We start from the raw sequence: 14862 nt of genomic DNA on the forward strand, positions 1-14862 counted from the left end.
TCTCCACGAGAATCAGCGCGACCCGGTTCCGCAGGATGTCGTTTTCGGAAAAGCCTTCACCAGGCAAGGCCGACGTACCCCTCTTCCGCCCGGCGCACGGCGGCGTCCGGGACGCGGACCAAATCGACCAGCACCGGCCCGCTGCCGTGCGGCAGGGCGGCCAGCACCTCCGGGTCCGAGGTGCCGATCAAGCACACCTCGGCGTGGTCCAGCACCTCCTGCACCGACCCGGCGAGCAGTTGCCCGAGGTGCGGCAACCGGCTTTCGATGTACTCGCGGTTGGCCCCCATCAGCCGCGAGAGACTGACGTTGGCGTCGTGGATCTTGAGGTCGTATCCCTTGCCGAGCAAGCGTTCCGCGAGTTCGACCAGCGGGCTCTCGCGCAGATCGTCGGTGCCCGGTTTGAACGACAGCCCGAACAGCCCGACCTTGCGTTTCCCGGTCCGCGCGACCAGTTCGAACGCGCGGTGCAGATGTTCGGTATTCGACGGCAGCACGTGCGCGAGCAACGGCACCGAGACGTCCGCCTGGCGCGCGGCGTAGACCAGCCCGCGCAGGTCCTTCGGCAGACAGGAACCGCCGAAGGCGAACCCGGGCCGCAGGTACGCCGGGCTGATGTTGAGCTTGCGGTCGGCGAGGAACACGTCCATCACCTGGTGCGAATCGAGCCCGAGCGCACGGCAGATCGCTCCGAGTTCGTTCGCGAAACCGATCTTCACGCCGTGGAAGGCGTTGTCCGCGTACTTCGTCATCTCCGCGACCGGAATCGGCACGCGGAAGACGTCGCCGGGCAGCCCCTCGTAGAGCTTCGCCACGACGTCGCCGCTGGCCGCGTCGAACTCGCCGATCACCGTTTTCGGCGGCTGGAAGAAGTCGCGGACGCTGGTGCCCTCGCGGAGGAATTCCGGGTTCACCGCGACCCCGAAATCGACCCCCGCGGTACCGCCGCTGTGCTTTTCCAAGATCGGCACGAGCAACCCGAGACAGGTGCCCGGCAGCATCGTGCTGCGGAAGACGACCGTGTGCCGAACCTCGTTGTTTCCCAAGGATTTTCGTTCTTTTAACGCGGTGCCGATCTCCTCGGCAACACGCTGCAGGTACTCGGTGGAAAGACTCCCGTTGGGCGCGGACGGCGTGCCGACGCACACCAGGGAAACGTCCGTCGCGAGGATCGCCTCGGCCACCTCGGTGGTCGCCCGCAGCGCACCGGAGGCGACCACCTCCGCGGTCAGCTCCCCGATCCGTTCTTCGACCACCGGAGCCTTGCCGGCGGTCACGAGATCCACCTTCGCCGGATTGACGTCTACTCCGACGACCTCGTGCCCTTGTCCCGCCAGGCAAGCCGCGGACACGCACCCGACGTACCCCAGCCCGAAGACGCTGATCTTCACCACGGAACCTCCGCCCGACCGCTCGCTGCTCATTGGTCGGAGCGCGGACGGGCTTCGTTACCGGTTCCGCATAACAAGGCGGGAACCCGTGTCGCCGCACGGATTCCCGCCTCGCACTTCCGCCGGACCGGCGGTTGCCCCATCCGGCCGTACCGGCAGGGGAATTTGCCCACCGTTGTCCGGAAAGGGCAGTGAATGCCTTCCGGAGATTCGGAAAATTCAGTTTCCGCCCACGAACGCCGACGCCAGTTTTTGCCCGGTGCTCGTGGCCGCCGCGTGGTCCTCGATCGGGTTCACCGCCGAGTTCTTGAAGCACACGTAGGTCACGCCGGAGTCGACCCCGCCGTTCTTCGGATCCGGGTTGATGCCGAGATCCTTCGCCGTCGCGTAGGACGCTTCGCCGATGATCTTGTTCGGGCCGGTGTCTCCGATGACCGCGTACTCGACCTTGCCGTTGTAGATCACCGCGCAGGAACCGCCGCCGCGGAGGCCGGAGTTCGCGTAGTTCCAGATGCTGCTCGAACTGGGGACGACGATGTACGGGAGTTTGGCGGCGTTGAGCGGTTTGCCGTCGGATTGCGGGAAGGCGGTGTCGGGGTAGAAGCAGCAGTCGGTGTTCTCGTTGCACTGCGTGGTGCGCTGACCGTCGCAGTCGATGTCCATGTCGGCTTTCCAGAAGACCGCCTTGCCCGCGTCGCAGACCGGGACGGTCGCGCTGCCGGAGTCCTCGTCGGTCTTGTACTTGCCGTTGGAGATCTGCTTGCAGGAGGCCACTTTGGCGAGGATCTGGTCCGCGGTCGGTCCTGCCTGGACCGCATGCGGGGCAACGGTCGCCGCGGAGGCGATCGCGGTGGGCAGGACTGCGGCGGCTATCGCCAGAATCGCGAGCAGGACGAGTTTCCGCATCGACGCTCCCTGTTTATTAGGAAACTTTCCTTACGGCGGCGCGCGCTCAGGATGCCGCCGAAGGGATGCGGTCACAACCCGCCGAAAGAGGGTGTTTTTTCCCGCCGGACCGAGCAGCCCGGGAACGGAACCCCCGAAGGAATCAGCGTCCGGGACGAGGCGCCCAGCGGCCGGGGAACCGGCGCGGACGGCGGCTCACCGCTTCCGCCCACCGCGGGTTCAGGTCCGACCGGATCTCCGTCCGGGGCCGCACCAACGACGCACCGCGCACCCCGCCGACGTTCGCGTAGACCCGCGTCGCCCCGGCTTCGCGCAAATGCGTCAGCACCCGCCGGTCGAACCGGCCCTCCGGCAACGAAAACCGCCGCACCGGTGTCCCGCTCAGCTGCTCGAGCAATCGCGGCGCCTCATCCAGCTCGCGGCGCACCGCGAAGGACCCGTCGAGCCGACGCCAGTCCAGTCGATCCCAGCCGTGCGACCCGACGTGCATGCCCGCGTCCACCAGCTGCCGCAGCCCGTCGCGGTCGACGTACCCGCGCTCGCCGACGCGGCCGGCCAGCGGGAAGAACTCGGCGTACAGCCCGCGCTCGACCAGCCGGGGCAACGCGATCTCGACGTCGGAGGAGTTCCCGTCGTCGAAGGTGAGCTGCGCACCGGTCCCCGAGACGACGTCCAGCAGCGCGTCGAACTGCTCCACGGTGATCCACCGCTCGTCCTCGCCCGGATCGAGGGATCGCTGGGGCTTGCCAATGCCGTGCACCGCAAAGGTGATCATCGCGCCTCCCGTCCGAACTACCGTACCCGATTAATCGGATTGGCAAACGGAGTAGTTACCGGGGCCGATCCCATGGTCAACAGCGCACTTCCAGCACAGGGAAAACACTCCCGCAGGAAAATCGGAATACGTCCACACTTGTAGACAGCCGCCATCTTCACACCTTTGGGTGAAGATTCAATGAGTGCGCTGGTAGTGCCGCCGAACCTTCTCCCGGTTGCCGCAGGCGGCCATCGAACACCAGCGCGCGCGGTTCGCCCGGCTGCGATCGAGCAGGAACAGCTGGCACTCGGCATTGGCGCAGGCCCGCAACCGACCGGGAAGATCCTTTTCGAGCGCCGCCCAATCCAGCACGGCTTCGACGGCCAACCGGGCGTGCGGCGGCGTTTCGACCTCCCAGCGAAGCCCGTCCGCGGAAACCTCCGGAACCTGACGGACCCCGTCGAGGAGCGGACGCAAGACGACCGGCGTGCGGTCCCCGCGCACGACATCCCGCAGGAGATCCCGCGCCTCCCGCAGCAGCTCCAGCTCCGCGACGCTCCCGTCGCCGCCGCGCTCGCGCGCCCACCGCCGACCGGCGGCCGGGTCGGCGAGCGCGTCCTGTTCCTCGCCGTTGACCAGCGGCCTGCTGTTGAGCAGGTCGAGCACGTCCATGGAAGCTCCCTAACCATACTGAACCATTTGACAGGTTAGCTCGACCGTGGTTCCCTGGCGAGCACCTAACCAGATTAGCACCTCAAAGGGGTTAGTCATGATCCAGCACCGGACGGCCACCGTCGACGGCCAGGAGCTCTTCTACCGCGAGGCCGGTCCCGCCGGCGCGCCCGCGATCGTCCTGCTGCACGGGTATCCGACCAGCTCGTTCATGTTCCGGAACCTCATCCCGCTGCTGGCCGGCCGCTACCGCGTCATCGCGCCCGACCACCTCGGCTTCGGCCACTCCGCCGCCCCCAGCGCCGACGAGTTCGACTACACCTTCGACGCCCTCGCCGACCTCACGTCCGGCCTGCTCGACCAGCTGGGCCTGGACCGCTACGCGGTTTACGTCCAGGACTACGGCGCCCCGATCGCCTGGCGGCTCGCGCTCAAGCACCCCGACCGGATCTCCGCGATCGTCACGCAGAACGGCAACGGGTACGAGGAAGGCTTCGTCGACTCGTTCTGGGCCGGCCTCTGGGCCTACGGCGCGAACCCCGGCCCGGACACCGAACCGGCCGTCCGCACCGCGCTGAGCTACGACGCCATCCGCTGGCAGTACCTGCACGGCGTCCCCGACCCGAGCCTGGTCAGCCCGGACACCTGGGTGCACGACTACGCCCTGGTGTCCCGCCCGGGCAACGACGAGATCCAGCTCGCGCTGTTCCGCGACTACCAGAACAACCGCCCGCTTTACCCGCGGCTGCACGAGTTCCTGCGCACCCACGACGTCCCGGTGCTCGCCGTGTGGGGCCGGGGCGACGAGATCTTCGGCCCGGCCGGAGCGGAAGCCTTCGCCCGCGACGCCAAGGACGCCGAGGTGCACCTGATCGACGGCGGCCACTTCCTGCTGGAAAGCCACCTCGACGTCGTCGCGGGCTACCTGCGCGGTTTCCTCGGCCGGGTCCTGAAGTAAGCAGAAATACCGACCCGGATCCGCCGTGCGGGCCGGAAAATCGGCACGTGCTCGACCTTCTGAAAACGCGCCCGCGCTTGGTCGCCGCGATCATCGTCGCCGTCGTCTTCGGCACCGTCGCGGTGCTGTCCCTGACGAACCGCTCGGACGACGAGACCGTGGCCAGCAGCGCCCCGACCAGCAGCCCCGCGACCACGACCAGTTCCCAGGTCAGCGTCAGCCCGCCGAGCAGCACCGCCAACCCGGCTCCGCTCGACCCGGCGGGCTACCAGACGCTCCTCACCGACATCGGCGCTTCGATCACCCCGGCCGTCCAGCGGCTCGGACAGGCGACCACGGCCGCCGCGCTCCGAGACGCGGGCACCGCTCTCAACGATGCGCTCGACCAGGCCGCCCGCCAGCTCGACGCCGCCACGCCCCCGGACGCCGTTCGCGCCGCCAACCGAGACCTGCTCACCGATCTCAACGCGGTCGGCGCCAGTGCCCTTCCCGAGGTCATCGCCCCGACGTTCGACAACAAGCTGTGCGGCGGCCTTTCCGCTATGTCTGTGCTGAGCCGCAACCAAGCGGTCGCCGGACTGCGCGACAGCCTCGCGAAACTGGCCACCGCCGACCCCGCCCACCCCTACCGCCTCGGCCCGCTGTTCCCCGACCCTCAGCCGGAACCGAACCGCGGCCTCGCGAACGAAACGGTCATTACCGGCGCGGGCGGCGGCAAGAACGCCATCTTCGTCAAGAACATCTCCGGCACCGACCAAGCAGTGACGCTCGCCGACGGCAGGCGATCAGTGTTCACGGTCTACGTGAAAGCCGGGGCCACCGCGTCGGCGAGCGGGATCGCCGACGGCACCTACACCGCCTACAGCACCGGCGGCTTCGACTGGGACGCCGCGGCCGGCCGCTTCACCCGCGACTGCTCGTTCTCGAAGTTCGGCGTACCCGCCGCAATGAAAGACAACGGGTACACGCACACCAACCTCGAGCTCACCGTGCGCAAGATCGACCCGGCCGCGCTCCCCTCCGGGCTGTTCCCGGAGCAGAGCGCGGTCGAGCCCGCGGACTACCCGCGCTGACCTACTTGCGGATCTCCAGCGTGCAGCACTTCGGCCCGCCACCGGCCTTCCGCAGCTCCGAAATGTCCACGTACACCGGCTCGTAGCCGCGTTCGGCGAGCCGCGCGCCGAGGTCGGTCGCCTCGACCGGGAGCACGACGTTGCGGCCGTCGGACACCCCGTTCAGCCCGAAGCATTCGGCGTCGGCCGCGGTGGCGAGGACGGCGTCCGGAAACATCCGGCGCAGCACGCGCTGCGAGCCCGGCGAGAACGCGTCCGGGTAGTAGACGACCTGCGCGGCCGCCGTGTCGGTCGCCTCGGCCAGCACGAACAGCGCGGTGTCCAGGTGGTAGTAGCGCGGGTCGACCAGCCGCAGCGACACGACTGGAACGCCGAGCACCTCCTGCGCCTCGGCGTGCGCGGCCGGGTCGGTGCGGAAGCCGGTGCCGGCCAGCAGCAGCTGTCCGGTCCAGGCGAAATCGCCCTCGGCCTCGTTGATCTTCTCCGGCATGGTCAGGTCGCGGTAGCCGTGTTCGAGGAACCAGCGGCGGAAGTGCTCCGCCTCGGCGGCGCGCTGCGGGGCGCGGAACCGCGAGCCGAGCACTCGCCCGTCCACGACGGTGCCCGAGTTGGCCGCGAACACCATGTCCGGAAGGCCGGGTTGCGGGTCGATTTCCTCGACGGTGTGGCCGAGGCGGCGGTAGGTGTCGCGCAGCTCGGTCCATTGCGCGACGGCGACGTCCGCGCTGACCGGCTTCGAGGGGTCCATCCAGGGGTTGATCGCGTAGTCGACGGCGAAATAACGGGGCGGGCACATCAGGTAACGGCGGGGCGTCGGCACCCGCGGCGGCACAACCTCTCCCTGCATGCAACCAGGCTAAGGTGGACCTAATATCGCAATCAATCGCTGTTCACTGCGCACCTACGTGCTAAACATTGCGTGTGAACACCATCGACCAGCGAATCGTTTCCTGCCTGGTGGCCAACGCCCGCTCCAGCTACGCGGAGATTGGCAAGGTGGTCGGGTTGTCCGCCCCGGCGGTGAAACGACGCGTGGACCGGCTGCTGGAAACGGGCGTGCTGCGCGGCTTCACCGCGGTCGTCGACCCGGAGGCGCTCGGCTGGGGCACCGAGGCGTTCGTCGAGGTGCACTGCCAGGGCAACGTCACGCCCGGCCGGATCCGCGCCCGGCTGGAACCGTTGACCGAGGTCGTCGCCGCGTACACGGTGTCCGGCGCGGCGGACGCGATCGTGCACCTGCGCGCCTCCGACATCCATCACCTGGAGACCGCCCTGGAGCGGCTGCGCGGACTGGAGATCATCGACCGGACGGTGTCGACGGTCGTGTTGTCCCGGCTGCTGGAGAGGCCGCCGACGCCCTCGTAGGTGACGGTTCTAACCGGCGGCGGCCTACCCGGGCCTGAGATGCTCGGGCCATGACCGACCGCATTCACAGCGAGCACGACCAGGGCGTCGCGCTGCTCACCGTCGACGCCCCGAAGAGCCGCAACGCGCTCACCCTCGACCTCTCCGCCGAGCTGGCCGCCGCGGTCGCGCGCGCCGAAGCCGACGAGAGCGTGCACGCCGTGATCGTTACTGGCGCACCGCCCGCGTTCTGCGCGGGCGCGGACCTCACCGCGCTCGGCGAGGCCGACGCCGAAGGACTGCGTTCGGTGTATGCGGGCTTCCTCGCTGTCGCGGGCTGCAGCCTGCCGACGATCGCCGCGGTCGGCGGGGCCGCCGTCGGCGCTGGTCTGAACCTCGCGCTGGCCGCCGACGTCCGTCTCGTGGGACCGCACGCCAAATTCATCCCGCGGTTCCTCGAACTGGGCTTGCACCCCGGCGGCGGCATGACCTGGATGTCGCAACGGATCCTGGGTCCGCAGCAAGCGTCGGCGATGGCGTTGTTCGGCGAAACCCTTACTGCCGAATCCGCGGTCCGGTCGGGGTTCGCGCTGCGCTTGATCGAGGGCGATCACGAGGCGTTGGTCCAGGCCGCCCGCGACCTCGCCGCCCCGACGGTCGCCGCGCCGCGCGAGGTCGTGCTGTCCACCAAGCGGACTATGCGGCAGACGAGCGGGCTGAGCGAACACGCCGCGGCGGTCGACGCCGAACTCACCCCGCAGCTGGAATCTCTGGCCGCACCGGCATTCGCCGAGCGGCTGGCGGCGATGAAGGCGCGCATCAGCGGCCGCTGAGCCGGGCCGCGCACAAATTCCCACATTCCGGGAACCCTCAACCTTGAGCAAACTGCTGGTCAGTGCCGCGCGGGCGGCAAGAGACGCGCGTCACTCCGGACCGCGCGCGGATCCGCCCTACGATCGAGGGCACCCCGGCGGGCATTCGGTCTGCACACCCCACACTTGGGCCGGACTCGGGCCGAGGCCAGAGCGCGGCGAGTAACCTCGGAAGCAGGCCTCGGCGGGCTCCCCGGGGAGCCGACCCTGGCCCGCAGCACGCCGGGAGAGAGGGATTCCCTGACCCATGAGCACCAGTGCGAACGGCAGCGCGGCCGGGAACGGGCACGCGCTGACCGCGTCCCGCTCCACCGAGGTGAACAAGCTGGACCGGGTGGTCATCCGGTTTGCCGGCGACTCGGGCGACGGGATGCAGCTGACCGGCGACCGGTTCACCTCGGAGGCGGCGGCGTTCGGGAACGACCTGTCGACGATGCCCAACTTCCCGGCCGAGATCCGGGCGCCGCAGGGCACCATCCCCGGCGTGTCGTCCTTCCAGGTGCATTTCGCCGACTACGACATCCTCACCCCGGGCGACCGGCCGGACGTGCTCGTGGCGATGAACCCCGCCGCGCTCAAGGCGAACGTACGGGACGTTCCGCACGGCGGGACGATCATCCTCAACACCGACGAGTTCTCCAAGCGGAACCTGGTGAAGGTCGGCTACGACACCGACCCCCTCGACGACGATTCGCTCTCGCCGTTCCAGGTGCACCGGGTCGCCATGTCGACGCTGACCCAGGGCGCGCTCGCCGACACCGGCCTCGGCAAGAAGGACGCCGAACGCTGCAAGAACATGTTCGCGCTCGGCCTGCTGTCGTGGATGTACCACCGGCCCACCGAGGGCACCGAACGCTTCCTGCGCGAGAAGTTCGCCAAGAAGCCGGACATCGCCGAGGCCAACATCCTCGCCTTCCGGGCGGGCTGGAACTACGGCGAGACCACCGAGTCGTTCGCGACCACCTTCGAGGTCGCGCCCGCGAAGCTGGACAAGGGCACCTACCGGCAGATCACCGGCAACACCGCGCTGGCGTACGGGATCGTGGCCGCCGGACAGCAGTCCGGGCTGCAGATCCTGCTCGGCACCTACCCGATCACCCCGGCCTCGGACGTGCTGCACGAACTGTCCAAGCACAAGAACTACGGCATCATCACCTTCCAGGCCGAGGACGAGATCGCCGGCATCGGGGCCGCGCTCGGCGCGTCCTACGGCGGCGCGCTGGGCATCACCTCCACGTCCGGGCCGGGCGTCGCGCTGAAGTCGGAGACCATCGGCCTCGGCGTGATGACCGAACTGCCGCTGGTGATCATCGACGTGCAGCGCGGCGGGCCGTCCACCGGCCTGCCGACCAAGACCGAGCAGGCCGACCTGCTGCAGGCGATGTTCGGCCGCAACGGCGAATCGCCGGTGCCGATCATCGCGCCGCTCTCGCCCGCCGACTGCTTCGACGCCGCGATCGAGGCCACCCGGATCGCGCTCAAGTACCGCACCCCGGTGCTGCTGCTGTCCGACGGCGCGATCGCCAACGGTTCCGAGCCGTGGCTGATCCCGAACGTCGACGACCTGCCGGACCTGCGCGTGGAATTCGCCTCCGAAACCAACTCCGACAACGGATCCGGCGAGTTCTGGCCGTACGTGCGCGACCCCGAGACGCTCGCGCGGGCGTGGGCGATCCCGGGCACCCCCGGGCTGGCCCACCGCATCGGCGGGCTGGAGAAGGCCGACGGCACCGGCCACATCTCCTACGACCCGGACAACCACGACACGATGGTGCGGCTGCGCCAGGCCAAGATCGACGGCATCGACGTGCCGGACCTGCAGGTCGACGACCCGTCCGGCGAGGCCCGCGTGCTCGCGCTGGGCTGGGGTTCCTCCTACGGCCCGATCGGCGCGGCCTGCCGCCGCGTGCGCAAGCTCGGGATGCCGATCGCGCAGGCGCATCTGCGTCACCTCAACCCGTTGCCGCACAACCTCGGCGAGGTCCTCGCCCGCTACGACCGGGTCGTCGTCCCGGAGATGAACCTGGGCCAGCTCGCGCTGCTGCTGCGGGCGAAGTACCTGGTGGACGTGCACTCGCACACCAAGGTCGCGGGCCTGCCGTTCAAGGCCGAGGAGCTGCAGAACGTGTTCTCCGACATCATCGCCAACCTCGTTCCGGAGGGCGTCAAGTGACCACAGCCGACGTATTCTTTCCCGCGGAGGCGCCCGGAAACACAGTCGATCTCGGGCTGCCGCAACTGGGCGGCATCGACCTGGTGCCGACCACCGACGAACCGCAGAAGGCCAAGGACTACAAGTCCGACCAGGAAGTCCGCTGGTGCCCCGGCTGCGGCGACTACGTGGTGCTCAACGCCGTGCAGTCGTTCCTGCCGACGCTCGGGCTCAAGCGCGAGAACATCGTCTTCATCTCCGGCATCGGCTGCTCGTCGCGGTTCCCGTACTACCTCAACACCTACGGCATGCACTCGATCCACGGCCGCGCGCCGTCGATCGCGACCGGGCTCGCCACCACCCGCCCGGACCTGTCGGTATGGGTCGTCACCGGCGACGGCGACGCGCTGTCCATCGGCGGCAACCACCTGATCCACGCGCTGCGGCGCAACGTGAACATCAAGATCCTGCTGTTCAACAACCGGATCTACGGGCTCACCAAGGGCCAGTACTCCCCCACCTCCGGCCAGGGCATGGTCACCAAGTCCACCCCGATGGGCTCGCTGGACACGCCGTTCAACCCGCTGTCGCTGGCGATCGGCGCGGAAGCCTCGTTCGTCGGCCGCGCGCTGGACTCCGACCGCAAGGGCCTCACCGAAGTCCTCGAGGCGGCCGCGAAACACCGCGGCTCGGCGCTGGTGGAGATCTACCAGAACTGCCCGATCTTCAACGACGGCGCCTTCGACGTGCTCAAGGACAAGGACGAAGCCGCGTCCCGGCTCATCCCGCTCAAGGCGGGCGAACCGATCCGCTTCGGCCCCGAAGGCGAATACGGCGTCCGCCGCGGCGACTGGGGCGGCCTCGACGTCGGCAAGGTCGCCGAAATCGGCGAGGAAAACCTCGTGGTGCACGACCCGTCGATCGCCGACACCTCCTACGCCTTCGCGCTGTCCCGCCTCGGGGACCAGAACCTCAACCACGTCCCCACCGGCATCCTGCGCCAGGTCGAACGCCCCACCTACGACGACGCCGCACGAGCCCAGGTCGAACAGGCCCGCGAAGCACGCAAACCGGACCTGCAAGGGTTGTTGCGCGGCAAGGACACCTGGACCGTCGCTTAGTCCACTCACGACAGAGGCCGCCACCCCGGTTCGGGATGGCGGCCTCTGTCTTATGTGGACTCAGTGCAAGGGACGGAACCCGACCCGCTCGGCGTCGGCGGCGCTGCGGAACCACACCTCAGCCACCATCTTCGGGAACTGCGGCGAATCCTCCCCGCAATACCGCAACGCCGTCACGCTGGCCTTCACCGTGAACCCCTCCGCCGGACGGCCGCCGCCCGGACGCGGCATCGCCGAACCCGGACCGAACGGGCCCGGCGGCACCGCGTCATCGGCAGTCTGCCGCGCGGGCGGCGGTTCCGGAGCGGCCATCGCGGCCTGATTCGGCTGCACGGACGGCTCGAACAGCGAACCGCTGTGCCCACCGGCGAGATCCGGCTCGCGACGCTCCACCGGGCGCATCGACGGCTGGATCGGCCGCGGCGGGTCGAAACCGCCGCGCGGTGATTCGCGGCGTTGCCGCTTCGGCAGGCCCTGGCTGCCTTCCCGAGTGTCCTCCGTGGACTCGGCAGTCGGCTCCGGGCTCGGGACCAGGTGATCGGTCGTCGACTCTTCTTCGAGGTGGCCGGCCGCCGACTCGGCGGGTTCGGCGGGTTCCTCGAACGGCGAGCGCTGCGCCGTGTCCGGCTGGCTGAACCAGTGCGGCTCCGGCTCGGCGGCCCGGCCCGGACCCGGACGGAACAGCGAGACTGGCTCGGGCTCCGAAGCGGGGCCGTCCACCGGAGCCGGGTCGAGCCGTCGCTCCAAAGAGGACAGACCATCGGCGGGCTCGGCCAGATGACGCCCCGCCTCGTCCTCGGCGGCGGGACGGTCCGTTTCGGGAACGTCGGCCGGTTCCGGGACACGGTGGTAGCCGCTGTCGTGCTCGTCCGCTGGTTCCGCGATGCGGTGGTAGCCGCTGTCGTGGTCCTCGGCCGGTTCGGCGATGCGGTGCGAACTGGTGTCGCGGTCGGCCGGCTGCAGGTATTCGGTGGCCGCGGCGCGGTAGGCCGAGCCCGAGTCCTCCGGAGCGCTCTCGGCCGGTGCGCTGTCGAAAAGACCGTTGGCTGATTGGTGTTCGCGAGCCTCGGCCTGCGCGAACGCCTCGTCGACGTCGTCCTCCGAGAAGTGCGCGGTGTGCGCGGCGGGCTCGGGGTCCGGAGTGGCCACGGACTCCGGTTCCGGGGCCGTGCGGTACTCCGCGTCGTACTCGGCCTCCGGCTCGAAAGCGCTCGTCGCCTGGATGACCTCCGTCGGAGCGTGCTCGCGACGGTCTCTGGTCCAGTCCTCCGCGGGCGGCAGCACCGCGGTGCGCGCGGGCGTGCTGGCCGCCGCGCGGGCCGTGTCGGCGTGCGCGCTCGCCAGTTCCGTTTCCAGTTCGCGTACCCGCTTGCGCGCCGGACGCGCCAGCACCAGCCAGGCGAGCACCGCCCCGACGACGAAGGCCAGCAGGCTCCAGAGCCACACCTGCCCGAAAATGGACATCTTCCGCCCCTTTTAGAACGTTCGCGCGACCAGGTAGTCGGCGACCGACTCGCAAGCGTCGCGCGCAGGGGAAGCGGGCAGCGAGGCGAGCTCGGCACGTGCTCGGGAAGCGTAGTCGGAAAGGGTTTCGCGCGCGCGTTCGAGGCCGCTGGAACGGCGCAGCAGCTCGAGCGCCTCGGCCACCAGGTCGTCGTCGGTGATCGGGCCGGCGAGCAGTTCCACCAGCCGGGGGTCGGTGTCCGGGTCGGCCAGCGCGTACAGCATCGGCAGCGTACGGACGCCTTCTCGCAGGTCAGTGCCCTGCGCCTTGCCCAGCTCGACCGAGGGCGACGCGATGTCGATGACGTCGTCGGAGATCTGGAAGGCCGCGCCGATGATGTCGCCGAAGCGGCGCAGCGCCTGGATGTGCTCCTCGGCCGCGCCGGACATCATGCCGCCGAAGCGTCCGGACGTCGCGATCAGCGAACCGGTCTTCTGCGCGATGACGGTGAGGTAGTGCTCGACCGGGTCGTCGCCGGGGCCAGGACCGACGGTCTCCCGCATCTGGCCGCTGACCAGCTCGCCGAACGTCTCGGCGATGATCCGCGCGGCGTCCGTGCCGAGGTCGGCGACGAGCCGGGAAGCGTGCGCGAAGAGGTAGTCGCCGGTGAGGATCGCGACGGTGTTGTCCCAGCGCGAGTTGACGCTCTCCGCGCCGCGCCGCATGGTCGCCTCGTCCATCACGTCGTCGTGGTACAGCGTCGCCAGGTGCACCAGCTCGACCGCCGCGGCCGCGATCAGCACCTGCTCGCCCTGTTTGGGGCCGAACTGCGCGGACAGCAGCGTGAACAGCGGACGGAAACGTTTGCCCCCCGCCTCGACCAGGTGCAACGCCGCGTCGTGCACAGCGGGCACGTCACTCTTCACGACGTCCCGCAGCATCGTCTCGACGTCCGCCAGCCCGCCCGCGATCGCGCGCAGCAGCGGCTCGTCCTGGATCTGCAGTCCGACGGTCGCGCGCAGGTCCTCGACAGCGCCATCCCGGGCCGCCCCCGGAGGTGGTGAAGACACAGACACGTCGGCTCCGCTCTCTCGTGGCGCTCGTCGCCAGTCGGTTACCCCCTTCAGGGTAGTGGTTGCCCCGCGGCCTGCCTTTACCCGCTGTCCTGCGGAAACGGTGACGAACGCGACACTGCCGCGCCAGCTCCGCGCCAGGCCACGAACGGGTTGATCCGCGCTCCCGGACGGGTGATCGCCGCCCGAGGACGCAACGGGCGATTCGGACCTGCGGATAGTCGGGAGAGGCAGCACCGCACCGAGGAGACGAACATGATCATCACCCGCACCGCACTGGCCGGAGCAGCCCTGGCCGCCGCCGGTTTGCTCGCCGCTGCCGGGACCGCCGCCGCGGACGCCCCGGCCGGAGTCGCCGACCTCGGCAACGCGAACTTCACGAAGGCCGGAACCACGATCTCCATCCCGACGCAGGCCCCGTGCGCCGTAGAAGGCCCAACCAGCGGCTCCGCGACGGCCGTATCCCAACCCGGCGTCCGCTTCGGCGGCGGCACGTCCTCGTGCACCACGGAGGTCACGGACCCGGCGAACGACGTCACCACCACGACGTCGACCGCCACGGGCAACAACTTCGAACTGTCAGCCCTGGTGAGCTCCGGCGGCAAGCGAATCCGCATCTCGTCGTACACGGTGACCTGCAAGGCGACCCAGAGCGGAAGCAACGCCAACTGGACACTCAGCGGCCTCACCGGAATCTCCGGCCTGCCCTCGCCCATCCCCGCGAACTACACCAAGCCGCTCACGAAATCGGATGGAACGCTGCTGGCGAACGCGGTGTTCAACATCCAGACGCTGCCCGGCGACGGAAGCATGACGCTGACCATGCTGCGGATCGACTTCGCACCGGCATCGGGCGCTTCGGGCTCGGTCACCGTAGGCCACACCGCCTGCTCCCCCACTCCCTGAAGTCCGTGAGGGGCTCCTTCACGGACTTAGATTCCCTCAAGGGGCCCTTCACGACCAGCCACCCGCCCCCGCACAAACCCCCAACCGCAGCCAACGCACCCAACCCCACCAGGCACCCACACCACCCCCGCACCCCGATACGAAGCCAAAAACGCGGACGGTGGGTGCTTGTCAAGGCATCTTTCCCGCCTTG

Annotated in this window: 14 protein-coding genes; 7 read left to right on the forward strand and 7 right to left on the reverse strand. The window is 69.3% G+C overall.

Features of this window, described 5'->3' with window-relative positions; all coding sequences use genetic code 11:
• Positions 1-56: 56 nt before the first annotated feature.
• From ATK30_RS14925 to ATK30_RS14940, 4 genes are all read right to left on the reverse strand, one after another.
• Positions 57-1391: a nucleotide sugar dehydrogenase gene (locus ATK30_RS14925; RefSeq protein ID WP_101440837.1), complete on the reverse strand. Its 1335-nt coding sequence runs from the start codon at positions 1389-1391 to the stop codon at positions 57-59.
• Between the two features lie 219 nt (positions 1392-1610).
• Entirely contained in the window at positions 1611-2297 is a 687-nt protein-coding gene (locus ATK30_RS14930) for a glycoside hydrolase family 75 protein (protein WP_101436108.1), read from the reverse strand.
• A gap of 142 nt (positions 2298-2439) precedes the next feature.
• Positions 2440-3072, reverse strand: coding sequence for a polysaccharide deacetylase family protein (locus ATK30_RS14935; protein WP_101436109.1), 633 nt, complete (start codon positions 3070-3072; stop codon positions 2440-2442).
• A gap of 177 nt (positions 3073-3249) precedes the next feature.
• Entirely contained in the window at positions 3250-3726 is a 477-nt protein-coding gene (locus tag ATK30_RS14940; protein ID WP_101436110.1) for a CGNR zinc finger domain-containing protein, read from the reverse strand.
• A gap of 97 nt (positions 3727-3823) precedes the next feature.
• On the opposite strand from ATK30_RS14940, the gene ATK30_RS14945 reads away from it, so the two are divergent.
• Both ATK30_RS14945 and ATK30_RS14950 read left to right on the forward strand, forming a co-directional pair.
• Positions 3824-4684, forward strand: a complete 861-nt coding sequence (locus tag ATK30_RS14945; RefSeq protein ID WP_101436111.1) for an alpha/beta fold hydrolase — start codon at positions 3824-3826, stop codon at positions 4682-4684.
• 47 nt (positions 4685-4731) lie between these two features.
• Positions 4732-5757, forward strand: a complete 1026-nt coding sequence (locus ATK30_RS14950) for a hypothetical protein (RefSeq protein ID WP_101436112.1) — start codon at positions 4732-4734, stop codon at positions 5755-5757.
• Between the two features lies 1 nt (position 5758).
• Here ATK30_RS14950 and ddaH read toward each other — a convergent pair whose 3' ends face one another.
• The gene (gene ddaH, locus ATK30_RS14955; RefSeq protein WP_101436113.1) at positions 5759-6604 is read right to left on the reverse strand and encodes a dimethylargininase; all 846 of its coding nucleotides are present in this window, start codon (positions 6602-6604) and stop codon (positions 5759-5761) included.
• A gap of 74 nt (positions 6605-6678) precedes the next feature.
• Between ddaH and ATK30_RS14960 the strand changes: the two genes are divergently transcribed.
• From ATK30_RS14960 to ATK30_RS14975, 4 genes are all read left to right on the forward strand, one after another.
• Positions 6679-7122, forward strand: coding sequence for an Lrp/AsnC family transcriptional regulator (locus tag ATK30_RS14960; RefSeq protein ID WP_037360062.1), 444 nt, complete (start codon positions 6679-6681; stop codon positions 7120-7122).
• Between the two features lie 50 nt (positions 7123-7172).
• Entirely contained in the window at positions 7173-7934 is a 762-nt protein-coding gene (locus ATK30_RS14965) for an enoyl-CoA hydratase (RefSeq protein WP_101436114.1), read from the forward strand.
• Between the two features lie 286 nt (positions 7935-8220).
• Positions 8221-10146, forward strand: a complete 1926-nt coding sequence (locus ATK30_RS14970; protein WP_101436115.1) for a 2-oxoacid:acceptor oxidoreductase subunit alpha — start codon at positions 8221-8223, stop codon at positions 10144-10146.
• A complete protein-coding gene (locus tag ATK30_RS14975; protein WP_463672406.1) occupies positions 10143-11246 on the forward strand; it encodes a 2-oxoacid:ferredoxin oxidoreductase subunit beta in 1104 nt (367 codons plus the stop codon). The genes ATK30_RS14970 and ATK30_RS14975 overlap by 4 nt, the downstream gene beginning before the upstream one ends.
• Positions 11247-11306: 60 nt before the next feature.
• On the opposite strand, the gene ATK30_RS14980 is transcribed toward ATK30_RS14975, so the two are convergent.
• Together ATK30_RS14980 and ATK30_RS14985 are read right to left on the reverse strand one after the other, a co-directional pair.
• Positions 11307-12710 carry a sunset domain-containing protein gene (locus ATK30_RS14980; RefSeq protein ID WP_101436116.1) on the reverse strand — a complete coding sequence of 468 codons (1404 nt, stop codon included), beginning with the start codon at positions 12708-12710 and terminating at the stop codon, positions 11307-11309.
• Between the two features lie 12 nt (positions 12711-12722).
• The gene (locus ATK30_RS14985; RefSeq protein ID WP_101436117.1) at positions 12723-13760 is read right to left on the reverse strand and encodes a polyprenyl synthetase family protein; all 1038 of its coding nucleotides are present in this window, start codon (positions 13758-13760) and stop codon (positions 12723-12725) included.
• 258 nt (positions 13761-14018) lie between these two features.
• Here ATK30_RS14985 and ATK30_RS14990 point away from each other — a divergent pair, with 258 nt between their 5' ends.
• Positions 14019-14669, forward strand: coding sequence for a hypothetical protein (locus ATK30_RS14990; RefSeq protein ID WP_101436118.1), 651 nt, complete (start codon positions 14019-14021; stop codon positions 14667-14669).
• The last annotated feature ends 193 nt before the right edge of the window (positions 14670-14862 follow it).

Source organism: Amycolatopsis echigonensis, assembly GCF_002846615.1.
Classification (GTDB): Bacteria; Actinomycetota; Actinomycetes; order Mycobacteriales; family Pseudonocardiaceae; genus Amycolatopsis; species Amycolatopsis echigonensis.

Bases quoted from the DNA above. Each gene is read 5' to 3' on its own strand.
- ATK30_RS14980 (WP_101436116.1), bottom strand. From the start codon at position 12,710: ATGTCCATTTTCGGGCAGGTGTGGCTCTGGAGCCTGCTGGCCTTCGTC.
- ATK30_RS14990 (WP_101436118.1), top strand. From the start codon at position 14,019: ATGATCATCACCCGCACCGCACTGGCCGGAGCAGCCCTGGCCGCCGCC.
- ATK30_RS14935 (WP_101436109.1), bottom strand. From the start codon at position 3,072: ATGATCACCTTTGCGGTGCACGGCATTGGCAAGCCCCAGCGATCCCTC.
- ATK30_RS14965 (WP_101436114.1), top strand. From the start codon at position 7,173: ATGACCGACCGCATTCACAGCGAGCACGACCAGGGCGTCGCGCTGCTC.
- ATK30_RS14970 (WP_101436115.1), top strand. From the start codon at position 8,221: ATGAGCACCAGTGCGAACGGCAGCGCGGCCGGGAACGGGCACGCGCTG.
- ATK30_RS14930 (WP_101436108.1), bottom strand. From the start codon at position 2,297: ATGCGGAAACTCGTCCTGCTCGCGATTCTGGCGATAGCCGCCGCAGTC.
- ATK30_RS14945 (WP_101436111.1), top strand. From the start codon at position 3,824: ATGATCCAGCACCGGACGGCCACCGTCGACGGCCAGGAGCTCTTCTAC.
- ATK30_RS14940 (WP_101436110.1), bottom strand. From the start codon at position 3,726: ATGGACGTGCTCGACCTGCTCAACAGCAGGCCGCTGGTCAACGGCGAG.
- ddaH (WP_101436113.1), bottom strand. From the start codon at position 6,604: ATGCAGGGAGAGGTTGTGCCGCCGCGGGTGCCGACGCCCCGCCGTTAC.